Annotated in this window: 14 protein-coding genes; 7 read left to right on the forward strand and 7 right to left on the reverse strand. The window is 62.1% G+C overall.

Going from position 1 to position 15,003, the window contains the following annotated elements; translation table 11 throughout:
- The 6 genes from J4D99_RS02585 to pheS all read right to left on the reverse strand — a co-directional run bounded on the left by J4D99_RS02585 (position 1) and on the right by pheS (position 6,644).
- A complete protein-coding gene (locus J4D99_RS02585; protein ID WP_208130115.1) occupies positions 1–594 on the reverse strand; it encodes a 5-formyltetrahydrofolate cyclo-ligase in 594 nt (197 codons plus the stop codon).
- Positions 594–1,460: a carboxypeptidase-like regulatory domain-containing protein gene (locus tag J4D99_RS02590; protein ID WP_208130116.1), complete on the reverse strand. Its 867-nt coding sequence runs from the start codon at positions 1,458–1,460 to the stop codon at positions 594–596. Before J4D99_RS02590 ends, J4D99_RS02585 begins: the two co-directional genes overlap by 1 nt.
- Before the next feature lie 96 nt (positions 1,461–1,556).
- Positions 1,557–2,192 carry a YIP1 family protein gene (locus J4D99_RS02595; protein ID WP_208130117.1) on the reverse strand — a complete coding sequence of 212 codons (636 nt, stop codon included), beginning with the start codon at positions 2,190–2,192 and terminating at the stop codon, positions 1,557–1,559.
- Between the two features lie 103 nt (positions 2,193–2,295).
- Positions 2,296–3,912 carry a bacillithiol biosynthesis cysteine-adding enzyme BshC gene (bshC, locus tag J4D99_RS02600; RefSeq protein WP_309509611.1) on the reverse strand — a complete coding sequence of 539 codons (1,617 nt, stop codon included), beginning with the start codon at positions 3,910–3,912 and terminating at the stop codon, positions 2,296–2,298.
- Positions 3,913–4,131: 219 nt separating this feature from the next.
- Positions 4,132–5,448, reverse strand: coding sequence for a 30S ribosomal protein S12 methylthiotransferase RimO (gene rimO / locus J4D99_RS02605; protein ID WP_208130119.1), 1,317 nt, complete (start codon positions 5,446–5,448; stop codon positions 4,132–4,134).
- A gap of 158 nt (positions 5,449–5,606) precedes the next feature.
- Positions 5,607–6,644: a phenylalanine--tRNA ligase subunit alpha gene (gene pheS, locus J4D99_RS02610; RefSeq protein ID WP_208130120.1), complete on the reverse strand. Its 1,038-nt coding sequence runs from the start codon at positions 6,642–6,644 to the stop codon at positions 5,607–5,609.
- Positions 6,645–6,854: 210 nt separating this feature from the next.
- Between pheS and J4D99_RS02615 the strand changes: the two genes are divergently transcribed.
- Positions 6,855–7,310, forward strand: coding sequence for a hypothetical protein (locus tag J4D99_RS02615; protein ID WP_208130121.1), 456 nt, complete (start codon positions 6,855–6,857; stop codon positions 7,308–7,310).
- A 143-nt stretch (positions 7,311–7,453) separates the two neighbouring features.
- Positions 7,454–7,783: a hypothetical protein gene (locus J4D99_RS02620; protein WP_208130122.1), complete on the forward strand. Its 330-nt coding sequence runs from the start codon at positions 7,454–7,456 to the stop codon at positions 7,781–7,783.
- A gap of 89 nt (positions 7,784–7,872) precedes the next feature.
- On the opposite strand, the gene J4D99_RS02625 is transcribed toward J4D99_RS02620, so the two are convergent.
- Positions 7,873–9,111, reverse strand: coding sequence for a M16 family metallopeptidase (locus tag J4D99_RS02625; RefSeq protein ID WP_208130123.1), 1,239 nt, complete (start codon positions 9,109–9,111; stop codon positions 7,873–7,875).
- A 145-nt stretch (positions 9,112–9,256) separates the two neighbouring features.
- Between J4D99_RS02625 and J4D99_RS02630 the strand changes: the two genes are divergently transcribed.
- The 5 genes from J4D99_RS02630 (at position 9,257) to ytxJ (ending at position 14,976) form a co-directional block, all read left to right on the forward strand.
- Entirely contained in the window at positions 9,257–10,909 is a 1,653-nt protein-coding gene (locus J4D99_RS02630) for an FAD-binding dehydrogenase (RefSeq protein ID WP_208130124.1), read from the forward strand.
- 520 nt (positions 10,910–11,429) lie between these two features.
- On the forward strand, positions 11,430–13,409 hold the full coding sequence (locus J4D99_RS02635) for an alpha-ketoacid dehydrogenase subunit alpha/beta (protein ID WP_208130125.1): 1,980 nt from the start codon (positions 11,430–11,432) through the stop codon (positions 13,407–13,409).
- Between the two features lie 51 nt (positions 13,410–13,460).
- Positions 13,461–14,198 (forward strand): hypothetical protein, encoded by a 738-nt coding sequence (locus tag J4D99_RS02640; protein WP_208130126.1) that lies wholly within the window; start codon positions 13,461–13,463, stop codon positions 14,196–14,198.
- 36 nt (positions 14,199–14,234) lie between these two features.
- Complete coding sequence (locus tag J4D99_RS02645) at positions 14,235–14,537, forward strand: hypothetical protein (protein ID WP_208130127.1); 303 nt, start codon at positions 14,235–14,237, stop codon at positions 14,535–14,537.
- Positions 14,538–14,622: 85 nt separating this feature from the next.
- Positions 14,623–14,976 carry a bacillithiol system redox-active protein YtxJ gene (gene ytxJ, locus J4D99_RS02650; protein ID WP_208130128.1) on the forward strand — a complete coding sequence of 118 codons (354 nt, stop codon included), beginning with the start codon at positions 14,623–14,625 and terminating at the stop codon, positions 14,974–14,976.
- The last annotated feature ends 27 nt before the right edge of the window (positions 14,977–15,003 follow it).

Consider the following 15,003-nt stretch of genomic DNA (forward strand, 5'->3'; position numbering starts at 1 on the left):
CTAGCGAAAATTCCACACCTGGCTAGGGGTGAGGCAGGCGTGCAGCGGCACATCGGTGGGCAGCACGTCGGCCAGGGACAGCACCGGCTCGTCGTCCAGGATATTCAGCCCAATAAATAGCGTACCCGGCCGGCACTCAGCCAAAAACCGGTCGTAGAACCCGCCGCCGTAGCCCACGCGCTGGCCCTGCTGGTCGCAGGCCAGCAGCGGCACCAGCACCGCATCGAGCTGCGCGGGCGCTACCTCGGTGGCCGGGTCGGCCAGCGGCTCCGGAATGCCCCAGCGGTCGGTTAGCAGCGGAGTGGTTGGTGTTAATTCGTAGTGCTTCAGTGAAATGCCATCGGGCTGCACCACCGGCGCGGCCGGCCGCACGGGTAGCTTTTCATCCCAGATGCGGTGAATGAGCGGCCAGGTATCCGGCTCGTTCTTCCGGGCCAGGGGCAGGAAAACGTGCAGCCAGCGCCACTGCGCCACCGGGAAATGGGCAAATAATAGGTTGGCCAGTTGCCGGCTGCGTTGAGCTACCTCGGCGCTGGTCAGCGCTCGGCGGCGGGCTAGCGCGGCGCGGCGCAGGGCAGCTTTAGTGGTTTCCATTAATCCTGAGCCGACACGTAGAAGCTGAGCTTGGGCTGCATCCCTGCCAGTACCGCGCCGGCCGAAATGCGCTCCCAGCTCGCCTGACTGGTGACGCGGTAGTAGATGTCGTTGTCGGCGTAGCCAATGCCGGCCGAAAAGGCCAGCCCTTTCTGCAGCGCGGCAGCATCGGCGCCGGCCCCGCCTACCCACTCGAGCGATAAGAAAAAGTCTTCGCTCAGCAGCAAGTTGTCAGGCGTTAGGTCTACCGAAATGGGGCCGTGGGCGGCGGCGGTGCGCAGTATTACTTCGCGGTGCAGCAGCTTGTCGTTAGTGGGCCGGCCTTTGGCGTCGAGGCGGTAGAGGTTCACGCGCAGCGTCACGTTGCCCACGTGGTTGTAGGCTACGTTGAAGTTAGCCTTTAACACGTTGGTAGGCTTGCGCTTGAGGTAGATAACGGTGCCCGTTTCGGCGCCCAGGTCCTTGGGTTCGAGACTAAGCGTGGAGTTTTCCGAGTTGCCACTGAAGCCCAGCTGACGGTCGCGCCAGGCGCGGCTTATGGCCTGCACCCGCACCTCGGCCAGTGCCACGGCCGCCGGGCTTAGCGCCAAGTTGGGCTGCCCTTGCAACTGACGCAGCGTGAGCAGCCGCGGCTGGTAGCCGAGGTAGGAAACGCGCACCGTATCGGCCGCCAGCGGCTCCCGGAAAGCTAGCCCATACTGCCCTTGCTCGTTGCTGACGGTGCCCAGCGCCTTGCCCACCACCCCGATATTCACAAACGGCAGCGGCTGCCCGGTGCGAGCGTCCGTCATGCGCCCGCTGATGGCTTGGGCCAGCGCGGCGGTGGTCAATAGCCAGAAAAATGCGAGGAATGAAAAGCGGAGCATGGCCACAAAGAAAGAGCCTAGCGCCGGGGCGGCACCAGGCTCTGGTAGATGCGGGCTGGGGGATTTAGCAAGTTATTTCCATTCCACTCTAATGAATTACCAGAAACTGGCTATGAGCAAAATGAGCCCAATTAGTACCGCTCCAGGCAATAATACATTCGCCATTGCCCGGCCAATACTAAAATTTTGAATGAGAATTACTCCCTTAATCAAAATAACAGATGACCAGATGCCCAACCCTATTTGGGCAAGTCCGCAACTGGCTAATAGCGTATCAGCAAGTAATGGGGTACTGGTAAACTCACCATTGAGGACGCACAAGGCTGGAAACAAGAAAACAAGGGTGGTAATGCTAGGTACGAGTGCCCAACCAAGCACAATTTTAAACTGGTCATTGGTTGCCCGGCCGCCTAGCCAGCCACCGATTAAGCTCAAGCCCCACGAGTAGCCTATGTAGGTGACGATGCCCGAGATACTGCCGCCGATGATGGCGAGTATCAGCGAGGTAGAAAGCCCCATCTTGTGAGTGGGTTGACTGGAATACTGCGCCGTAACGCGTGCTACCGCCCGAGCAATACCGCCAAGCACGAAAAACAGGGATACATGCTCGTCAATATGCTTATCAAGCACATAAGCTAGCGTTGCCCGTGGCTTGCTCCATATTTTACGCAGCAGATTTGTCTTGTTTACACCGTCATTATCGGGCGGTGAATAAGGTAGAACTTCATGCATAAAACGTAGTCTGAGCCACGAATATAGCTAGCCATAACGGGTGCTGGAAAACTGCGCCGGCTGCCTTTGAGTGCGGCTTTCTAGTTATACAACCAGTAATAGCCTACCCCTCCTGCACTACCGCAAACTCCAGCGCCAGTGGCTCGAAGCAGGCCAGCAGCTGCTCAATAAAGCCCGGGTTATTAATCAAGATGCTGAGCACGTTATCCGTGCGTTCCTGCAAGCCACCGCCGGGAAAGAGCTTGTCCTTGAGGGCGGTGAGCTGGGCGTAGGCAGTTTCGTGCTTGGCCTCGGCGGCTTTGCTGAGGCGCTTTTCGAGGCCAGCCAGGCTAGCGGCGGCTTTCTGGGCCTCGGCCGCTACCGACTTTACCAGCGTGGGGTCGAGGCGCTGGGCTAGGGCCTGCACCTGCTCAAACGCGGCGGCCAGCGCCTGCTGCTGCGCGGCCAAGCTGATTTCTTCCTGCCCTAGCGCGGCGCCCACCTGCTTTTTCAGCTCGGCCAGAGGCTTGAAAATATCGAAGGTGCTCAGGCCTAGCTTGGCGAGCTTGCCGGCATTGGCGCGGCTCAGGTACATGGCCGAGTTGCGGGGCAGCACGATGGGGTAGGGTACGCCCAGCGCCGCAAATACGTCTTTCAGCTGAAACCAATAGGCCACCTCGGCCCCGCCTCCGATGTAGGCAAGGTTGGGCAGCAGGATTTCCTGGTACACCGGGCGCAGCACCACGTTGGGGCTAAAGCGCTCGGGCTCAGCGGCGGCCAGGGCCAGCAGCTCGGCCTGCGAGTGGCAGCGGGCGGTGCCGCGCACCGTTACCTGGGTGCAGTCGGCGCCGGGGGCGGCGTCGGGCTCCAGGCGCTCGCGCTTGCCGGTGTCGGTGAGGAAAAACAGGTTGAGTGGGCGCGAGTACACCTGTGGCTTGTAGCCAGCGGCCGTGAGGCGGCCATTGGTGGCCTGCACCGCCTGGTTGGAAAATTGTTCTTTTATCTCTTTCTCCAACAGTGGCTTGAGCGCCTGCTTCAGCGCGGGCCGGTCGGCGTCGATACACACCAAACCATACTCGTCGAAGAGGCTGGTGGCTAGCCGGCGCGTGGCTTCGCTCAGATTCTGGCTGCCAGTGTAGGCCTCGCGGAAGGCGGCGGGTACCTCGGGCGGCAGCTGGCTCAGCAGCTCTTCTTCGAGACCAGTGAGGGCTAGCCGGCCCACGGGGCCGCCCAGGCCGGCTTCGCCGCCCGGCCCGGCCCAGCTATAGGTTTTGCCGAAGAGTGGAAAGCTGTTGATTTCGGCAAAGTCGTGGTCCTCCGTGGCTAGCCAGTACACGGGCACGAAGTCGTACTGCGGGTAAGCAGCCTTCAACTCCTGGCTCAGCTTGATGGCCGATACTATCTTGAAGACGAAGTACAGCGGCCCGGTGAGCAGGTTGAGCTGGTGGCCCGTAGTGATGGTGAAAGTGGTGTCGCGGGCCAACAGGTCGAGGTTGGCAGCCACAGCGGGCGGCACCTCACCACCCAGCTCGGCATACTGGGCGCGCAGGTCGGCCACGAGGCGCTGGCGTGCTTCGGGCGCGTAGCTGGCCTTTTTCTCCTCTATTTGAGCTTGAAAAGCAGCTAGCTCGGGCCGACGGTGATAGAAGGGGACTAGCGCCGGCGAAGCGGCGATATAGTCAGTCAGCAGGCCCGAAAACGCACCAGTGGCGGCGTAGGGCAGGGTAATTGTCTGAACCACGGATTCGTCGGATTTTTCGGATTGCCCGGATTTTGTGGATGGCTCCATCAACATAATGGCTAGGGGTGCTAAAACCTTCCGCAAGGGCAAAGGTCGGGAGTAAACAAAAAAGACAGCCAATCGGCTGTCTTTTTCAAAATTTCAACCGGTGCGCCCAAAAGTGCCGCTCCAAGTCGACCACAAAATCCGAAAAATCCGACGAATCTGTGGTGCAGGCAGCTAGCGTACCACCTCGCCGTACAAATCGAAGTCGCTAGCCCCCGTGATGTGCACGTTTGCGAAGCTACCCTGCGGAATGTGCAAATCATTGGTAGCCAGCACCAGCACTTCGTTGTCTACCTCGGGCGAGTCAAACTCGGTGCGGCCCACGTAGTAGCCGCCTTCGAGCCGGTCGAAGAGCACCTTGTACGTCTGGCCCACACGCGACTCGTTATAATCCAGCGATATCTGCTGCTGAATTTCCATGATGCGGTCGGCGCGCTCCTGCTTCACTTCGGCCGGTACGTCGTCAACCAACGTGTGCGAGTGGGTATTCTCTTCGTGCGAATAGGTGAAGATGCCCAGGCGCTCGAACTTCGACTCCTGCACAAACTCACACAGCTCCTCAAAGTCTTGCTCGGTCTCACCGGGGTGGCCGGCGATGAGCGTGGTGCGCAGCGCAATGCCCGGCACTCGGTCGCGAATTTCGCGCACCAGCTCCTTGGTGCGGCGGCTCGTGATGCCCCGGCGCATGGTTTTCAGCATGTTGTCTGAAATGTGCTGCAACGGCATATCGAGGTAACGGCAGATGTTGTCGCGCTCGCGCATCACATCTAGCGCCGCCAGCGGAAACTGGGAGGGGTAGGCGTATTGCAGGCGAATCCAGTCCACGCCGTTTACGTCGGAGAGGCGCTCTAGCAGCTCGGGTAGCTTGCGCTCGCCGTAGGCTTGCAGGCCGTAGTAGGTCAGGTCTTGGGCAATGAGAATCAGCTCTTTTGTGCCCATGCCGACGAGGCGCTTGGCTTCGGTCACGAGGTCCTCCATGGGCCGGTCTACGTGCTTGCCGCGCATCAGCGGGATGGCGCAAAACGAGCAGGGACGATTGCAGCCCTCGGCGATTTTGAAGTAGGCGTAGTGCTTGGGGGTAGTAAGCAGGCGCTCGCCCACCAGCTCCTTCTTGTAGTCAGCTTCCAACACCTTCAGCATCTGGGGTAGCTCCAGGGTGCCGAAGTAGGCATCGACCTGCGGAATCTCTTCTTCCAGCTCGTCCTTATAGCGCTGTGAAAGGCAGCCGGTTACATACAATTTTTCGAGCTTACCGGACTCTTTCTCATCGGCGTAGCGCAGGATGGTGTCGATGCTCTCCTGCTTGGCGTTGTCGATAAAGCCACAGGTATTGATAATCACAATATTGGCGTCCGACTTCTTGGCTTCGTGGGTCACCTGAAAGTCGTTGGCGCGCAGCTGGCCCATGAGCACCTCCGAATCGACGAGGTTCTTGGAGCAGCCCAGGGTGATAACGTTGACTTTGTTTTGTTTAAGCGTTCTAACTTTCATACAGCACGAAGGGCTACCCGGCTCAGCACGGGCAACAGGAAATAACTAGCGAAAAGAGCCTGCAAATTTACAACTCTTAAATGGGTAAAGCCTCGAACCAACTCCTAAGGGTAGTTAGTTCGAGGCTTTTAGAAAGTAATAGTCCACGACCTGGGCGCCTACAGCGCCTCAAACTGGCGCAAGAAGCGCACGTCATTCTCCGTGAACAGGCGCAAATCCTTCACCTGGTACTTGAGCATGGTGATGCGCTCGATGCCCATGCCCCAGGCGTAGCCGGTGTATTTCTCGGAGTCGATGCCGCAGTTTTCCAGCACGTTAGGGTCTACCATGCCGCTGCCGCCGATTTCGACCCAGCCGGTGCCTTTGCAGATGTTGCAGCCCGCCCCCTTGCAGATGAGGCAAGTAATGTCGATTTCGGCGCTAGGCTCGGTGAAGGGGAAGTAGCTGGGGCGGAACCGGATGTTGATGTCCTCGCCAAACATCTCGCGCACGAAGTAGTAAATCGTCTGCTTGAGGTCGGCAAAGCTCACGTTCTCATCAATATACAGGCCCTCAATCTGGTGAAAGAGCATGTGCGCCCGGGCCGAAATGGCCTCGTTGCGGTACACGCGGCCCGGCATGACGCGGCGGATGGGCAGCGGCTCATTTTCCATCACGCGCACCTGCACGGTGCTGGTGTGGGTGCGCAGCAGGCTGGGCTGGGTGTCGCCTTCCACGGCGGGCACGAAAAACGTGTCCTGCATGTCGCGCGCCGGGTGGTTTTCGGGGAAGTTGAGGGCCGTGAAGTTGTGCCAGTCGTCCTCAATCTCGGGCCCTTCGGCTACCGCGAAGCCAATGCGGCTGAAGATGCGCAGCATCTGCTCGCGCACCAGGCTCAGGGGGTGGCGGGTGCCTAGCGAATTTGGAACAGCGGGCAGGGTATAATCGAAGGTGGCGTCGGCGGGCTGGTTGGCACTAGCCTCTTCCAGCGCAGCCTGCGCCTCGTCGAAGCGGGCCTGCGCCTGCTGCTTAAGACCGTTGAGCTGCTGGCCCACGGCGCGCTTTTGCTCGTTGGGCACCGTTTTGAGCTGGTCGAAGAGGTCGGCCAAGCGGCCTTTGCGGCCCAGGTAGAGGAGGCGAAACTGGTCGAGGGCGGCGGCGGTGCTGACGTCGGCGGCGGCCACTTCAGCGGCCAGGCCCAAAATAGATTCCTGCATGATACTCGCAAAGGTACGGCGGGCAGCAAGTCAGCAGAAAATGCTGTCCTTTTTCGGATACCCGTAAAAATAATCCTCTTATAAATCAAACTGTTGAAAGCAGCGTGAAAAAAAAGTAGCCACTACGCCCCGCTGATTTTCCAAAGTCTGGCACCGCCTTTGCAAAAGCGTTTTCAGCGTTCAACTCCTCCCATCCTTTTCCTTTTACCCATGCTACGCCGTCTTCTACTTCCGCTGCTAGGTATCGCCCTTTTCGCTTCCGAAGCGGCGTCAGCTCAAACCCTTCCTGCCCCGGCCGCCCAGCCCGTGGCTGCCCCGGCCCAGCCGGTAGCTGGTGCCTACAGCCACCCGGCGGCCCGCGCTAAGGTTCTGACGGCCCGTGAGAAGCGCGCCGCCGAGGCTGCCGCTAAAGCCGAAGCTGCCAAGGCCGTTGCCGTAGCCCCCCCCGCCCAGCCCGATGCTGCCGCAACGGCCGGAACCAGCTGGAATGGCTGGAGCAACGAGCCCACGCCTCAGGCCACCGACGCTACGTTCCGCCCCGCTACCAACCTATCGGTAGCACCTGGCATTCCGCTCAACCAAGTAGGCCACGGCGTGACGACGGACTACAACGGCCGGCCGCTGCACCACGAAGTGGTGAGCACCAGCATCTCGACGGGTCGCTAGGCCTCTGCTTTTCTCTCCTTTTTCTGCCTTGCTCTTGCGGCCACGAAAGCTAGCCTTTCGTGGCCGTTTTGCGTAGAAGCCAAGCCCGCTGGCCGCCTGAAAAGCGGTGGGGGTTTCTTCTGGCTATTCTTCATTTCAAGCTCATGCCCGCCTTACGCACCTTATCGCCCGCTTTGCTGGGGCTAGCCCTGCTGGCCCAGCCAGCTGCGGCCCAAACTACCCCCACCAAACACCGCGTGCAGCACATGCCCGCCGCCAAGCCGGCGCCCCGCATGGTGCCCAATACCTCGCCAGCTGCCCGTGCCGCCGACCCGCTCCGGGGCACTAATAGTAATGGGCAAGGCAACAACGTGTATGCCGCTCCGGGTGAGCCCGTAAACGTGACCGACAACGGTAAAAACACGCCCCCTTACGATGGCTCCGCCCCCAAAGGCGCAGCGCGCACCCGCACCACGCTAGCCTCGCCGAAGTAGGAGGTTTATAGTGCTTTAAAAAGGCCAGGCTCGCTAAGCAGCTGCTTAGCGAGCCTGGCCTTTTTATCTTCTAGGAGTACGCAGGGCAGCTACTCGGCGGCCTGATAATACAGCGTGCTGCAATTTTCGGGGCGCAGCACGAGCTCGGCGGCGGCGCGCACATCGGCGGGCGTCACGGCTTGCAGCTGGGCAGGCTCCTCGTTCACGAGGTTGGCATTGCCGAGCAGCTTGCCGATAGCCAGGGCTAGCGCGCGGTTCAGCAGCTCAATCTCGCCGAAGACCAGGCCCGTTTCGGCTTGGTTCTTAACTTTCTGCAGCTCGTCGGCGGGCACTTCGGCTTGCAGGAGCTCGGCCACTACGGCTTCTACAGCGCGGTCGGCCTCGGCCAGGGCCACGCCGGCGTTGAGCTTGCCGCTCACCACAAACAAGCCGGGGTCGAGCGAGCCCGTGACGGAGGCTGAAATGTTGTTGAACAGCTGCAAGTCTTTTACCAAGCGCTGGTGCAGGCGCGAGCTTTTGCCCCGGCCCAGCACGTCGCTCAGCAGGTCTACGGCGTGGTAGCGCGGGTCGAGGCGGGCGGGCATGTGGTAGGCTTTGTAGAGGGCGCTCAACGGCACGGGGGCCGTTACTTCGGTGCGGCGCGCCTCGGTTTGGGCGGGCTCCTGGGGCAGCTGGCGCTCGCGGCGCTCGCCGCCCGGTATGGGCCCAAACCACTTCTCGGCCAGGCGCTTTACTTCGTCAAACGGCACCGCCCCGGCCACCACCAAAATGGCATTCTGGGGTGCGTAGTGCTGCCGGAAGAAGGCGCGCACATCGGCCATCTCGGCGTCTTCGATGTGGCTGATTTCCTTGCCGATAGTGTTCCACTGGTAGGGGTGGTTTTGGTAGGCTAGCGGCTTGAGCTTGAGCCACACGTCGCCGTAGGGCTGGTTGAGGTAGCTCTGCTTGAACTCTTCGACTACCACTTTGCGCTGCACGTCGAGGCCGTTTTCGGAGAAAGCCAAATCGAGCATGCGGTCGCTTTCGAGCCAGAAGCCGGTTTCGATGTTGGCGGCCGGCAGCGAGAGGTAGTAGTTGGTGATGTCTTGCGAGGTGAAGGCGTTGTTTTCGCCGCCCACTTTTTGCAGCGGCTCGTCGTAGCTCGGGATGTTTACCGAGCCGCTAAACATCAGGTGCTCAAACAAGTGCGCGAAGCCAGTCTTGTCGGGGCTTTCATCGCGCGAGCCCACGTCGTAAAGAATATTAAGTACCGCCAGCGGCGTGGTAAAGTCTTCGTGCACGAGGCAGCGCAGGCCGTTGGGTAGGGTAAATTCCTGGTAATGAATCATAAGAAGGGAGTAAGGCTAGTTTGCGGCAAAGCTGCGGATAGCATTCGGGCGGAGGCCGTTCGGCTAGGAGCGAGGGCTAGCCTCGCACCTTACAAACTTAACAAGCTGGCCCGCAAAAAGGTGTGCCAGCCGACTATCTTGCCGCATGCAAACCCACGCCGACATTCTCATCATCGGGGCCGGGCTGGCGGGCCTCGTGGCCGCGGCCGAAGCTACTGCCGCCGGCAAGCGCGTGCTGGTGCTCGACCAGGAGCCCGCTCAAAGCCTGGGTGGGCAGGCGCACTGGTCGTTTGGGGGCTTGTTTCTGGTCGATTCGCCCGAGCAGCGGCGGCTCGGCATCCGCGACAGCTTCGACCTGGCCTGGGCCGACTGGCTGGCCACGGCCGGCTTCGACCGGCCCGAAGATGCCTGGCCGCGCCGCTGGGCCGAGGCCTACGTGCAGTGGGCGGCCGGCGAAAAGCGTGCCTGGCTGCGCGAGCGCGGCATCTCGTTCTTCCCGGTGGTGGGCTGGGCCGAGCGCGGCGGCTACGGCGCCAGCGGGCCCGGCAACTCGGTGCCGCGCTTCCACGTGACGTGGGGCACCGGGCCGGGCGTGCTAGCCCCCTTCGTGGCCCAGGCCCGCGCCGCCGAGGCTAGCGGCCGGCTGGAATTCCGCTTTCGCCACCGCGTGAGCGAGCTGATAGTGACTACTGGCGCCGTGACCGGCGTGCGCGGCGAAGTGCTGGCCCCCAGCGATGTAGCTAGGGGCCAGCCCAGCAGCCGCGAGCAGCTAGGCGAGTTTGAGCTGAGCGCCGGGGCCGTCATCGTCACGGCCGGCGGCCTCGGTGGCAACCACGGGCTGGTACGCCAGCACTGGCCCGCCCGCCTGGGCGCGGCGCCCGCTAGCCTCATCTCGGGGGTGCCGGCGCACGTGGATGGCCGTATGCTGGGCATCACCGAAAAAGCCGGCGGGCAAATCATCAACCAAGACCGCATGTGGCACTACACCGAGGGCATCCAGAACTGGGACCCCATCTGGCCCATGCACGGCATTCGCATTTTGCCGGGGCCATCGTCGCTGTGGTTCGATGCGCGGGGGCGGCGCCTGCCGGGGCCGCTTTACCCCGGGTTTGACACGCTGGGCACCCTGGCGCATATCCAGAAAACGGGCTACGATTACTCGTGGTTTGTGCTCACGCAGAAGATTATCGAGAAAGAGTTTGCGCTCTCGGGCTCCGAGCAAAACCCCGACCTCACGGGCAAAAGCATCTGGCAAACGCTGGGCCGGGTGCGGGGTGGCGGCACCCCGCCGTTGCGCGCTTTTCTGGAAAAGGGTGCCGATTTCGTAGTCAGAAACAACCTGCCTGACCTCGTGGCGGGTATGAATGCGCTCACGCCCGAGCCGCTGCTCGACCTGGCTGCTATGCAGGCCGAGATTGAAAACCGCGACCGCCAGCTCACCAACCCCTTCGGCAAAGACCAGCAGCTTACGGCCGTGCGCGGCGCGCGTAAGTATCTGGGCGACCGCCTCATCCGCACCGCCAAGCCGCACCGTATTCTGGACCCGGCCGCCGGGCCGCTCATCGCGGTGCGCCTGCACCTTATCACCCGCAAAAGCCTCGGAGGCCTGCTCACCGACTTGCAAGGGCGGGTGCTGGGGGCTAGCGGCCAGCCGGTGCCGGGCCTATATGCGGCGGGCGAGGTGGCAGGCTTTGGCGGGGGCGGCTTGCACGGCTACCGGGCACTCGAAGGCACATTTTTAGGTGGCTGCCTCTTCTCGGGACGCGCGGCGGGCAGGGCAGCGGCTGGGGCTAGCTGAGCATATCGCTGGCTAGGATAGCGGATGTTGTTGGTAAACGAGCCTTGGAATAACCCGTGCCGTTATTAGTTAGGAACTAGCTTGGCTGTGTGCATAAACCTTCATCCACTCGACATCAAATATTATGTAACTGCTTGGTTATAAATACAAATAAACCAAAATATTCAGCACCTTAACCCCCTCTACGACCGTATCGAAGAAAGCAGCAGAGAGCCACAAGCACGCGGCTCAGCACCACACCGAGGCCGCCAAGCACCACACTGAGGCTGCCAAGCAGCACGAGTCGGGCAACCACAAAAAGGCTGCCCACCACGCCCACACGGCGGCCGCCCATACCGAGCACGCCAACCACGCCCGCAAGAGCCACGCCGAAGAGCACGGCAAGAAATAGTAGCCGCCCCGGCTCGCCCAGCAAAAAGCCGGCCCGCCTTTCTGGGTAGAAAAGCGAGCCGGCTTTTTGCTGGGCGAGCGTAGCGCCCGCCGCTACCTTTGCCCTCCCCAACCCGCCCCTAGCCCCTCTATGCAATTCGACCGCAAAGACTACCCCAACGATGTGCTGCTGCGCCTCTACCGCGAGCTGCTGCGCCCACGCCTCATTGAGGAAAAAATGCTTATTCTGCTGCGCCAGGGTAAGGTGAGTAAGTGGTTTTCGGGCATCGGGCAGGAGGCTATTTCGGTAGGCAGCACGCTGGCGCTCAACGCCGACGAATATATTTTGCCGCTGCACCGCAACCTGGGCGTGTTCACCGGGCGCGGGGTGCCGCTAGGGCGGCTCTTTGCGCAGTGGCAGGGCAAAGCCACCGGCTACACCAAGGGCCGCGACCGCAGCTTCCATTTCGGCACCAACGAGCACCACATCGTGGGCATGATTTCGCACCTCGGCCCGCAGCTGGCCGTGGCCGACGGCATTGCCCTGGCCGACTTGCTCGATAAAAAGCCGCGCGTCACGCTCACCTACTCGGGCGATGGCGGGGCGAGCGAGGGCGATTTTCACGAGGCCCTGAATGTGGCCGCCGTATGGCAACTGCCCGTCATTTTTCTCATCGAAAACAACGGCTACGGCCTCAGCACGCCCAGCAACGAGCAGTTTCGGTTCAAGTCATTCGTCGACAAAGGCCCCGCCTATGGCATGGAGGCCGTGCAGGTTGATGGCAACAACGTGCTGGAGGTGTATGACAAAATCAAGACCCTGGCCGAAGACCTGCGCCAAAATCCCCGGCCCGTGCTGGTAGAGGCCCTCACCTTCCGCATGCGTGGCCACGAGGAAGCGAGCGGCACTAAGTACGTGCCCGCCGAGCTCATGCAGGAGTGGGCCCAGAAAGACCCGGTCGAAAACTACGAAAAATGGCTGCTGGCCGAGGGCATCCTCAGCGAAACCGCTCGGGTGCAAATGCGCGAAAGCATCAAGCAGGAGATAGACAAAGGCTGGCAGGAAACCGAGGCCGCGCCCGCCCCCGTGGCCGAGGAGGCGCGCGAGCTGGCCGATATGTACGAGCCGTTCACCCAGCCCGTGGCTAGCCCCCCGGCCGATAGCCCGGCGCCCGAAAGGCGGTTTATCGACGCCATTCAGGAGGGGCTGCGCCAGAGCATGACGCGCTTTCCCGAGCTGGTGCTCATGGGCCAGGACATTGCCGAGTACGGCGGCGTGTTTAAGATTACCGAAGGCTTCGTGGCCGAGTTTGGCAAGGAGCGCGTGCGCAATACGCCCTTGTGTGAGTCGGCCATTGTGGGCGCGGGCCTGGGCCTCAGCATCCGGGGCAAGAAGGCGATGGTGGAGATGCAGTTTGCCGATTTTGTGACCTGCGGCTTCAATCAGATTGTCAACAACCTGGCGAAGAGCCACTACCGCTGGGGCCAGCATGCCGACGTGGTGGTGCGCATGCCCACCGGCGCCGGCACGGCCGCCGGCCCCTTCCACAGCCAAAGCAACGAAGGGTGGTTTACGCACGTGCCGGGGCTGAAAGTGGTGTACCCTAGCAACCCGCACGACGCCAAGGGCTTACTCTGCGCCGCGTTTGAAGACCCTAACCCGGTCATGTACTTCGAGCACAAGCTGCTCTACCGCTCGCTGAGCGGGCCGGTGCCCGAGGCGTACTACACCACGCCCATCGGCCAGGCGGCGCTGGCGCAGGAAGGCGACGAGGTGAGCATCATCACCTACGGGCTAGGGGTGCACTGGGCGCTGGCGGCCTGCAAGGAGTTGAATATCAGTGCTGATATTCTGGATTTGCGCACGCTCCTGCCCTGGGATACCGAAGCCGTGGCCCGCTCGGTGCGCAAAAACGGCCGCGTGCTCATCCTGCACGAAGACACTCTCACGGGCGGCCTGGGCGGCGAAATCGCGGCCTGGATTGCCGAGCACTGCTTTGCCAGCCTCGATGCGCCCGTGCGCCGCGTGGCCTCGCTCGATACGGCCGTGCCCTTTGCGCCGCCGCTTGAGGCAGGGTTTTTGCCGCAGCAGCGGCTGCGCGAGCAATTGCAGGCGCTGCGCAACTACTAGCCCCGCCGGGCGGCGTGTATCTTGCGGATAGTCTAGTTACGTATCCTTGTTGTGAAGTTTTTAGCGACGCTATTTTTTCGGGTGGCCGTGCTGCCGCTGCTCTTGCTGGGGCTGCTGAGCGGCTGCGCGGTGTACGATTCTATCTTTCACCCGCACCGGCTGCCCACGCCCAAGATGGACGCCGTGACCAAGGCCAAAATCAAGGCCGCCGAAAAAGCGCGCCATAAGGGCCTGTCGCTAAAAGCCGCCGACGACAGCGGCACCAATGCCACAAACACCGACGCGAGCGGCGACCCCTCGGCGCCGTCGGTGCCCGGGGGCGGGGCCGATGAGAAGAAGAAAACCATGTCGTACAGCGACTTGCCGGAGGGCACGCGCATCAAGTACGACAAGCAGGGCCTAGTGAGAAAGAGCTTCCTTGACCGTCGGGCCAATAACGGCCGCAAGCTCCACCACTACGATACCCGCCCCCTCACCCCACGCGAAGCGAGCCGCGAAAACCGTAAGATTCGCAAGAAAGGCCACACCGACGGCCACGGCGGTGGGGGTGGAGCCGCGCCCCGCCACCCGGCCCCGGCACCCGACCGCGCCCCGGATACCAGCCCCGACGCCATCCCGCTAGCCCCCGCCGAGGTGGCCCCCGCACCCAAGGCCAAGAGCGCTGCTCCCAAGCCCGACCCCACGCAGCCCGCGCCCGCGCCGGCCTCCAAGCCCGAGAAGGCGAAGAAAAAGGCTAGCAAAGTGCTCGTACCCAAGCCCGACCCTACGCAGCCCGCGCCGCGGCAGTAGCCGGGCCAGCCTCCTTTTCCCACCCAAGCGCATTGTATGATTTGCTATTTGGTTGCTGGCTTGCTGCTGGCCACGGCTGCCCCGCCCCAGACGGTGCCCACTAGCCCCGCCCGGCAGCGCGCCGAGGCCCGCCGCGCTCTGCGCGAAGCCGGGCGCGCCGATGTGCCCTACAAAGACAGCCACCTAGAGGTGTCGCGCCGGCAGTTGCGCCGGGGGACTAGCGAGCGCCTGGCCCCGGTAGCCGGCGAGCCGCGCTTTGGCCCCGATGGCAAGCCGCGGGTAGCGCGAGCCAGGTTGCGGGGGCTGCGCCGCTGGCCCAAAACCGAACCCAAGCCCTGACTATGTGGTTAAAGAGGATGATGCAGCGGCTGGCTTAACTAGCTTATAAATAACTTTCTGATTTACATTACCTTTCGAATTTGATATGGCTACCCCCTGGATTCCGCTTACCCAACCCGAGCAGCTGCGCGACATCGTGCAGGAGTCGCACGAGCACCCGGTGCTCATCTTCAAGCACAGCACTACCTGCTCTATCAGCGCCGCTGCCAAGGCCAAGGTAGAGCGCCAGTGGCCCGATGCCTCGCTGCCCGCCGACACGCCCATCTACTACCTCGATTTGCTGCGCTTTCGCCCTCTATCGGGCCAGATTGCCAGCGAGTTTGGCGTGCAGCACGAGTCGCCGCAGCTGCTGCTCATCCAGGATGGGCAGGTGCGCTACCATGCCTCGCACATGGGCATTCGCCTCAGCGAGGCCGGCGAGGCCCTGGCGGCCAAGTAGCGCTAGCCCCCGCGCATAGAAAAAGCC

The organism is Hymenobacter sp. BT559 (assembly GCF_017571525.1).
Classification (GTDB): Bacteria; Bacteroidota; Bacteroidia; order Cytophagales; family Hymenobacteraceae; genus Hymenobacter; species Hymenobacter ginsengisoli.

Bases quoted from the DNA above. Each gene is read 5' to 3' on its own strand.
- J4D99_RS02645 (WP_208130127.1), top strand. From the start codon at position 14,235: ATGATTTGCTATTTGGTTGCTGGCTTGCTGCTGGCCACGGCTGCCCCG.
- J4D99_RS02630 (WP_208130124.1), top strand. From the start codon at position 9,257: ATGCAAACCCACGCCGACATTCTCATCATCGGGGCCGGGCTGGCGGGC.
- J4D99_RS02590 (WP_208130116.1), bottom strand. From the start codon at position 1,460: ATGCTCCGCTTTTCATTCCTCGCATTTTTCTGGCTATTGACCACCGCC.
- J4D99_RS02620 (WP_208130122.1), top strand. From the start codon at position 7,454: ATGCCCGCCTTACGCACCTTATCGCCCGCTTTGCTGGGGCTAGCCCTG.
- J4D99_RS02615 (WP_208130121.1), top strand. From the start codon at position 6,855: ATGCTACGCCGTCTTCTACTTCCGCTGCTAGGTATCGCCCTTTTCGCT.
- J4D99_RS02585 (WP_208130115.1), bottom strand. From the start codon at position 594: ATGGAAACCACTAAAGCTGCCCTGCGCCGCGCCGCGCTAGCCCGCCGC.
- J4D99_RS02595 (WP_208130117.1), bottom strand. From the start codon at position 2,192: ATGCATGAAGTTCTACCTTATTCACCGCCCGATAATGACGGTGTAAAC.
- J4D99_RS02635 (WP_208130125.1), top strand. From the start codon at position 11,430: ATGCAATTCGACCGCAAAGACTACCCCAACGATGTGCTGCTGCGCCTC.
- rimO (WP_208130119.1), bottom strand. From the start codon at position 5,448: ATGAAAGTTAGAACGCTTAAACAAAACAAAGTCAACGTTATCACCCTG.
- J4D99_RS02625 (WP_208130123.1), bottom strand. From the start codon at position 9,111: ATGATTCATTACCAGGAATTTACCCTACCCAACGGCCTGCGCTGCCTC.
- ytxJ (WP_208130128.1), top strand. From the start codon at position 14,623: ATGGCTACCCCCTGGATTCCGCTTACCCAACCCGAGCAGCTGCGCGAC.
- pheS (WP_208130120.1), bottom strand. From the start codon at position 6,644: ATGCAGGAATCTATTTTGGGCCTGGCCGCTGAAGTGGCCGCCGCCGAC.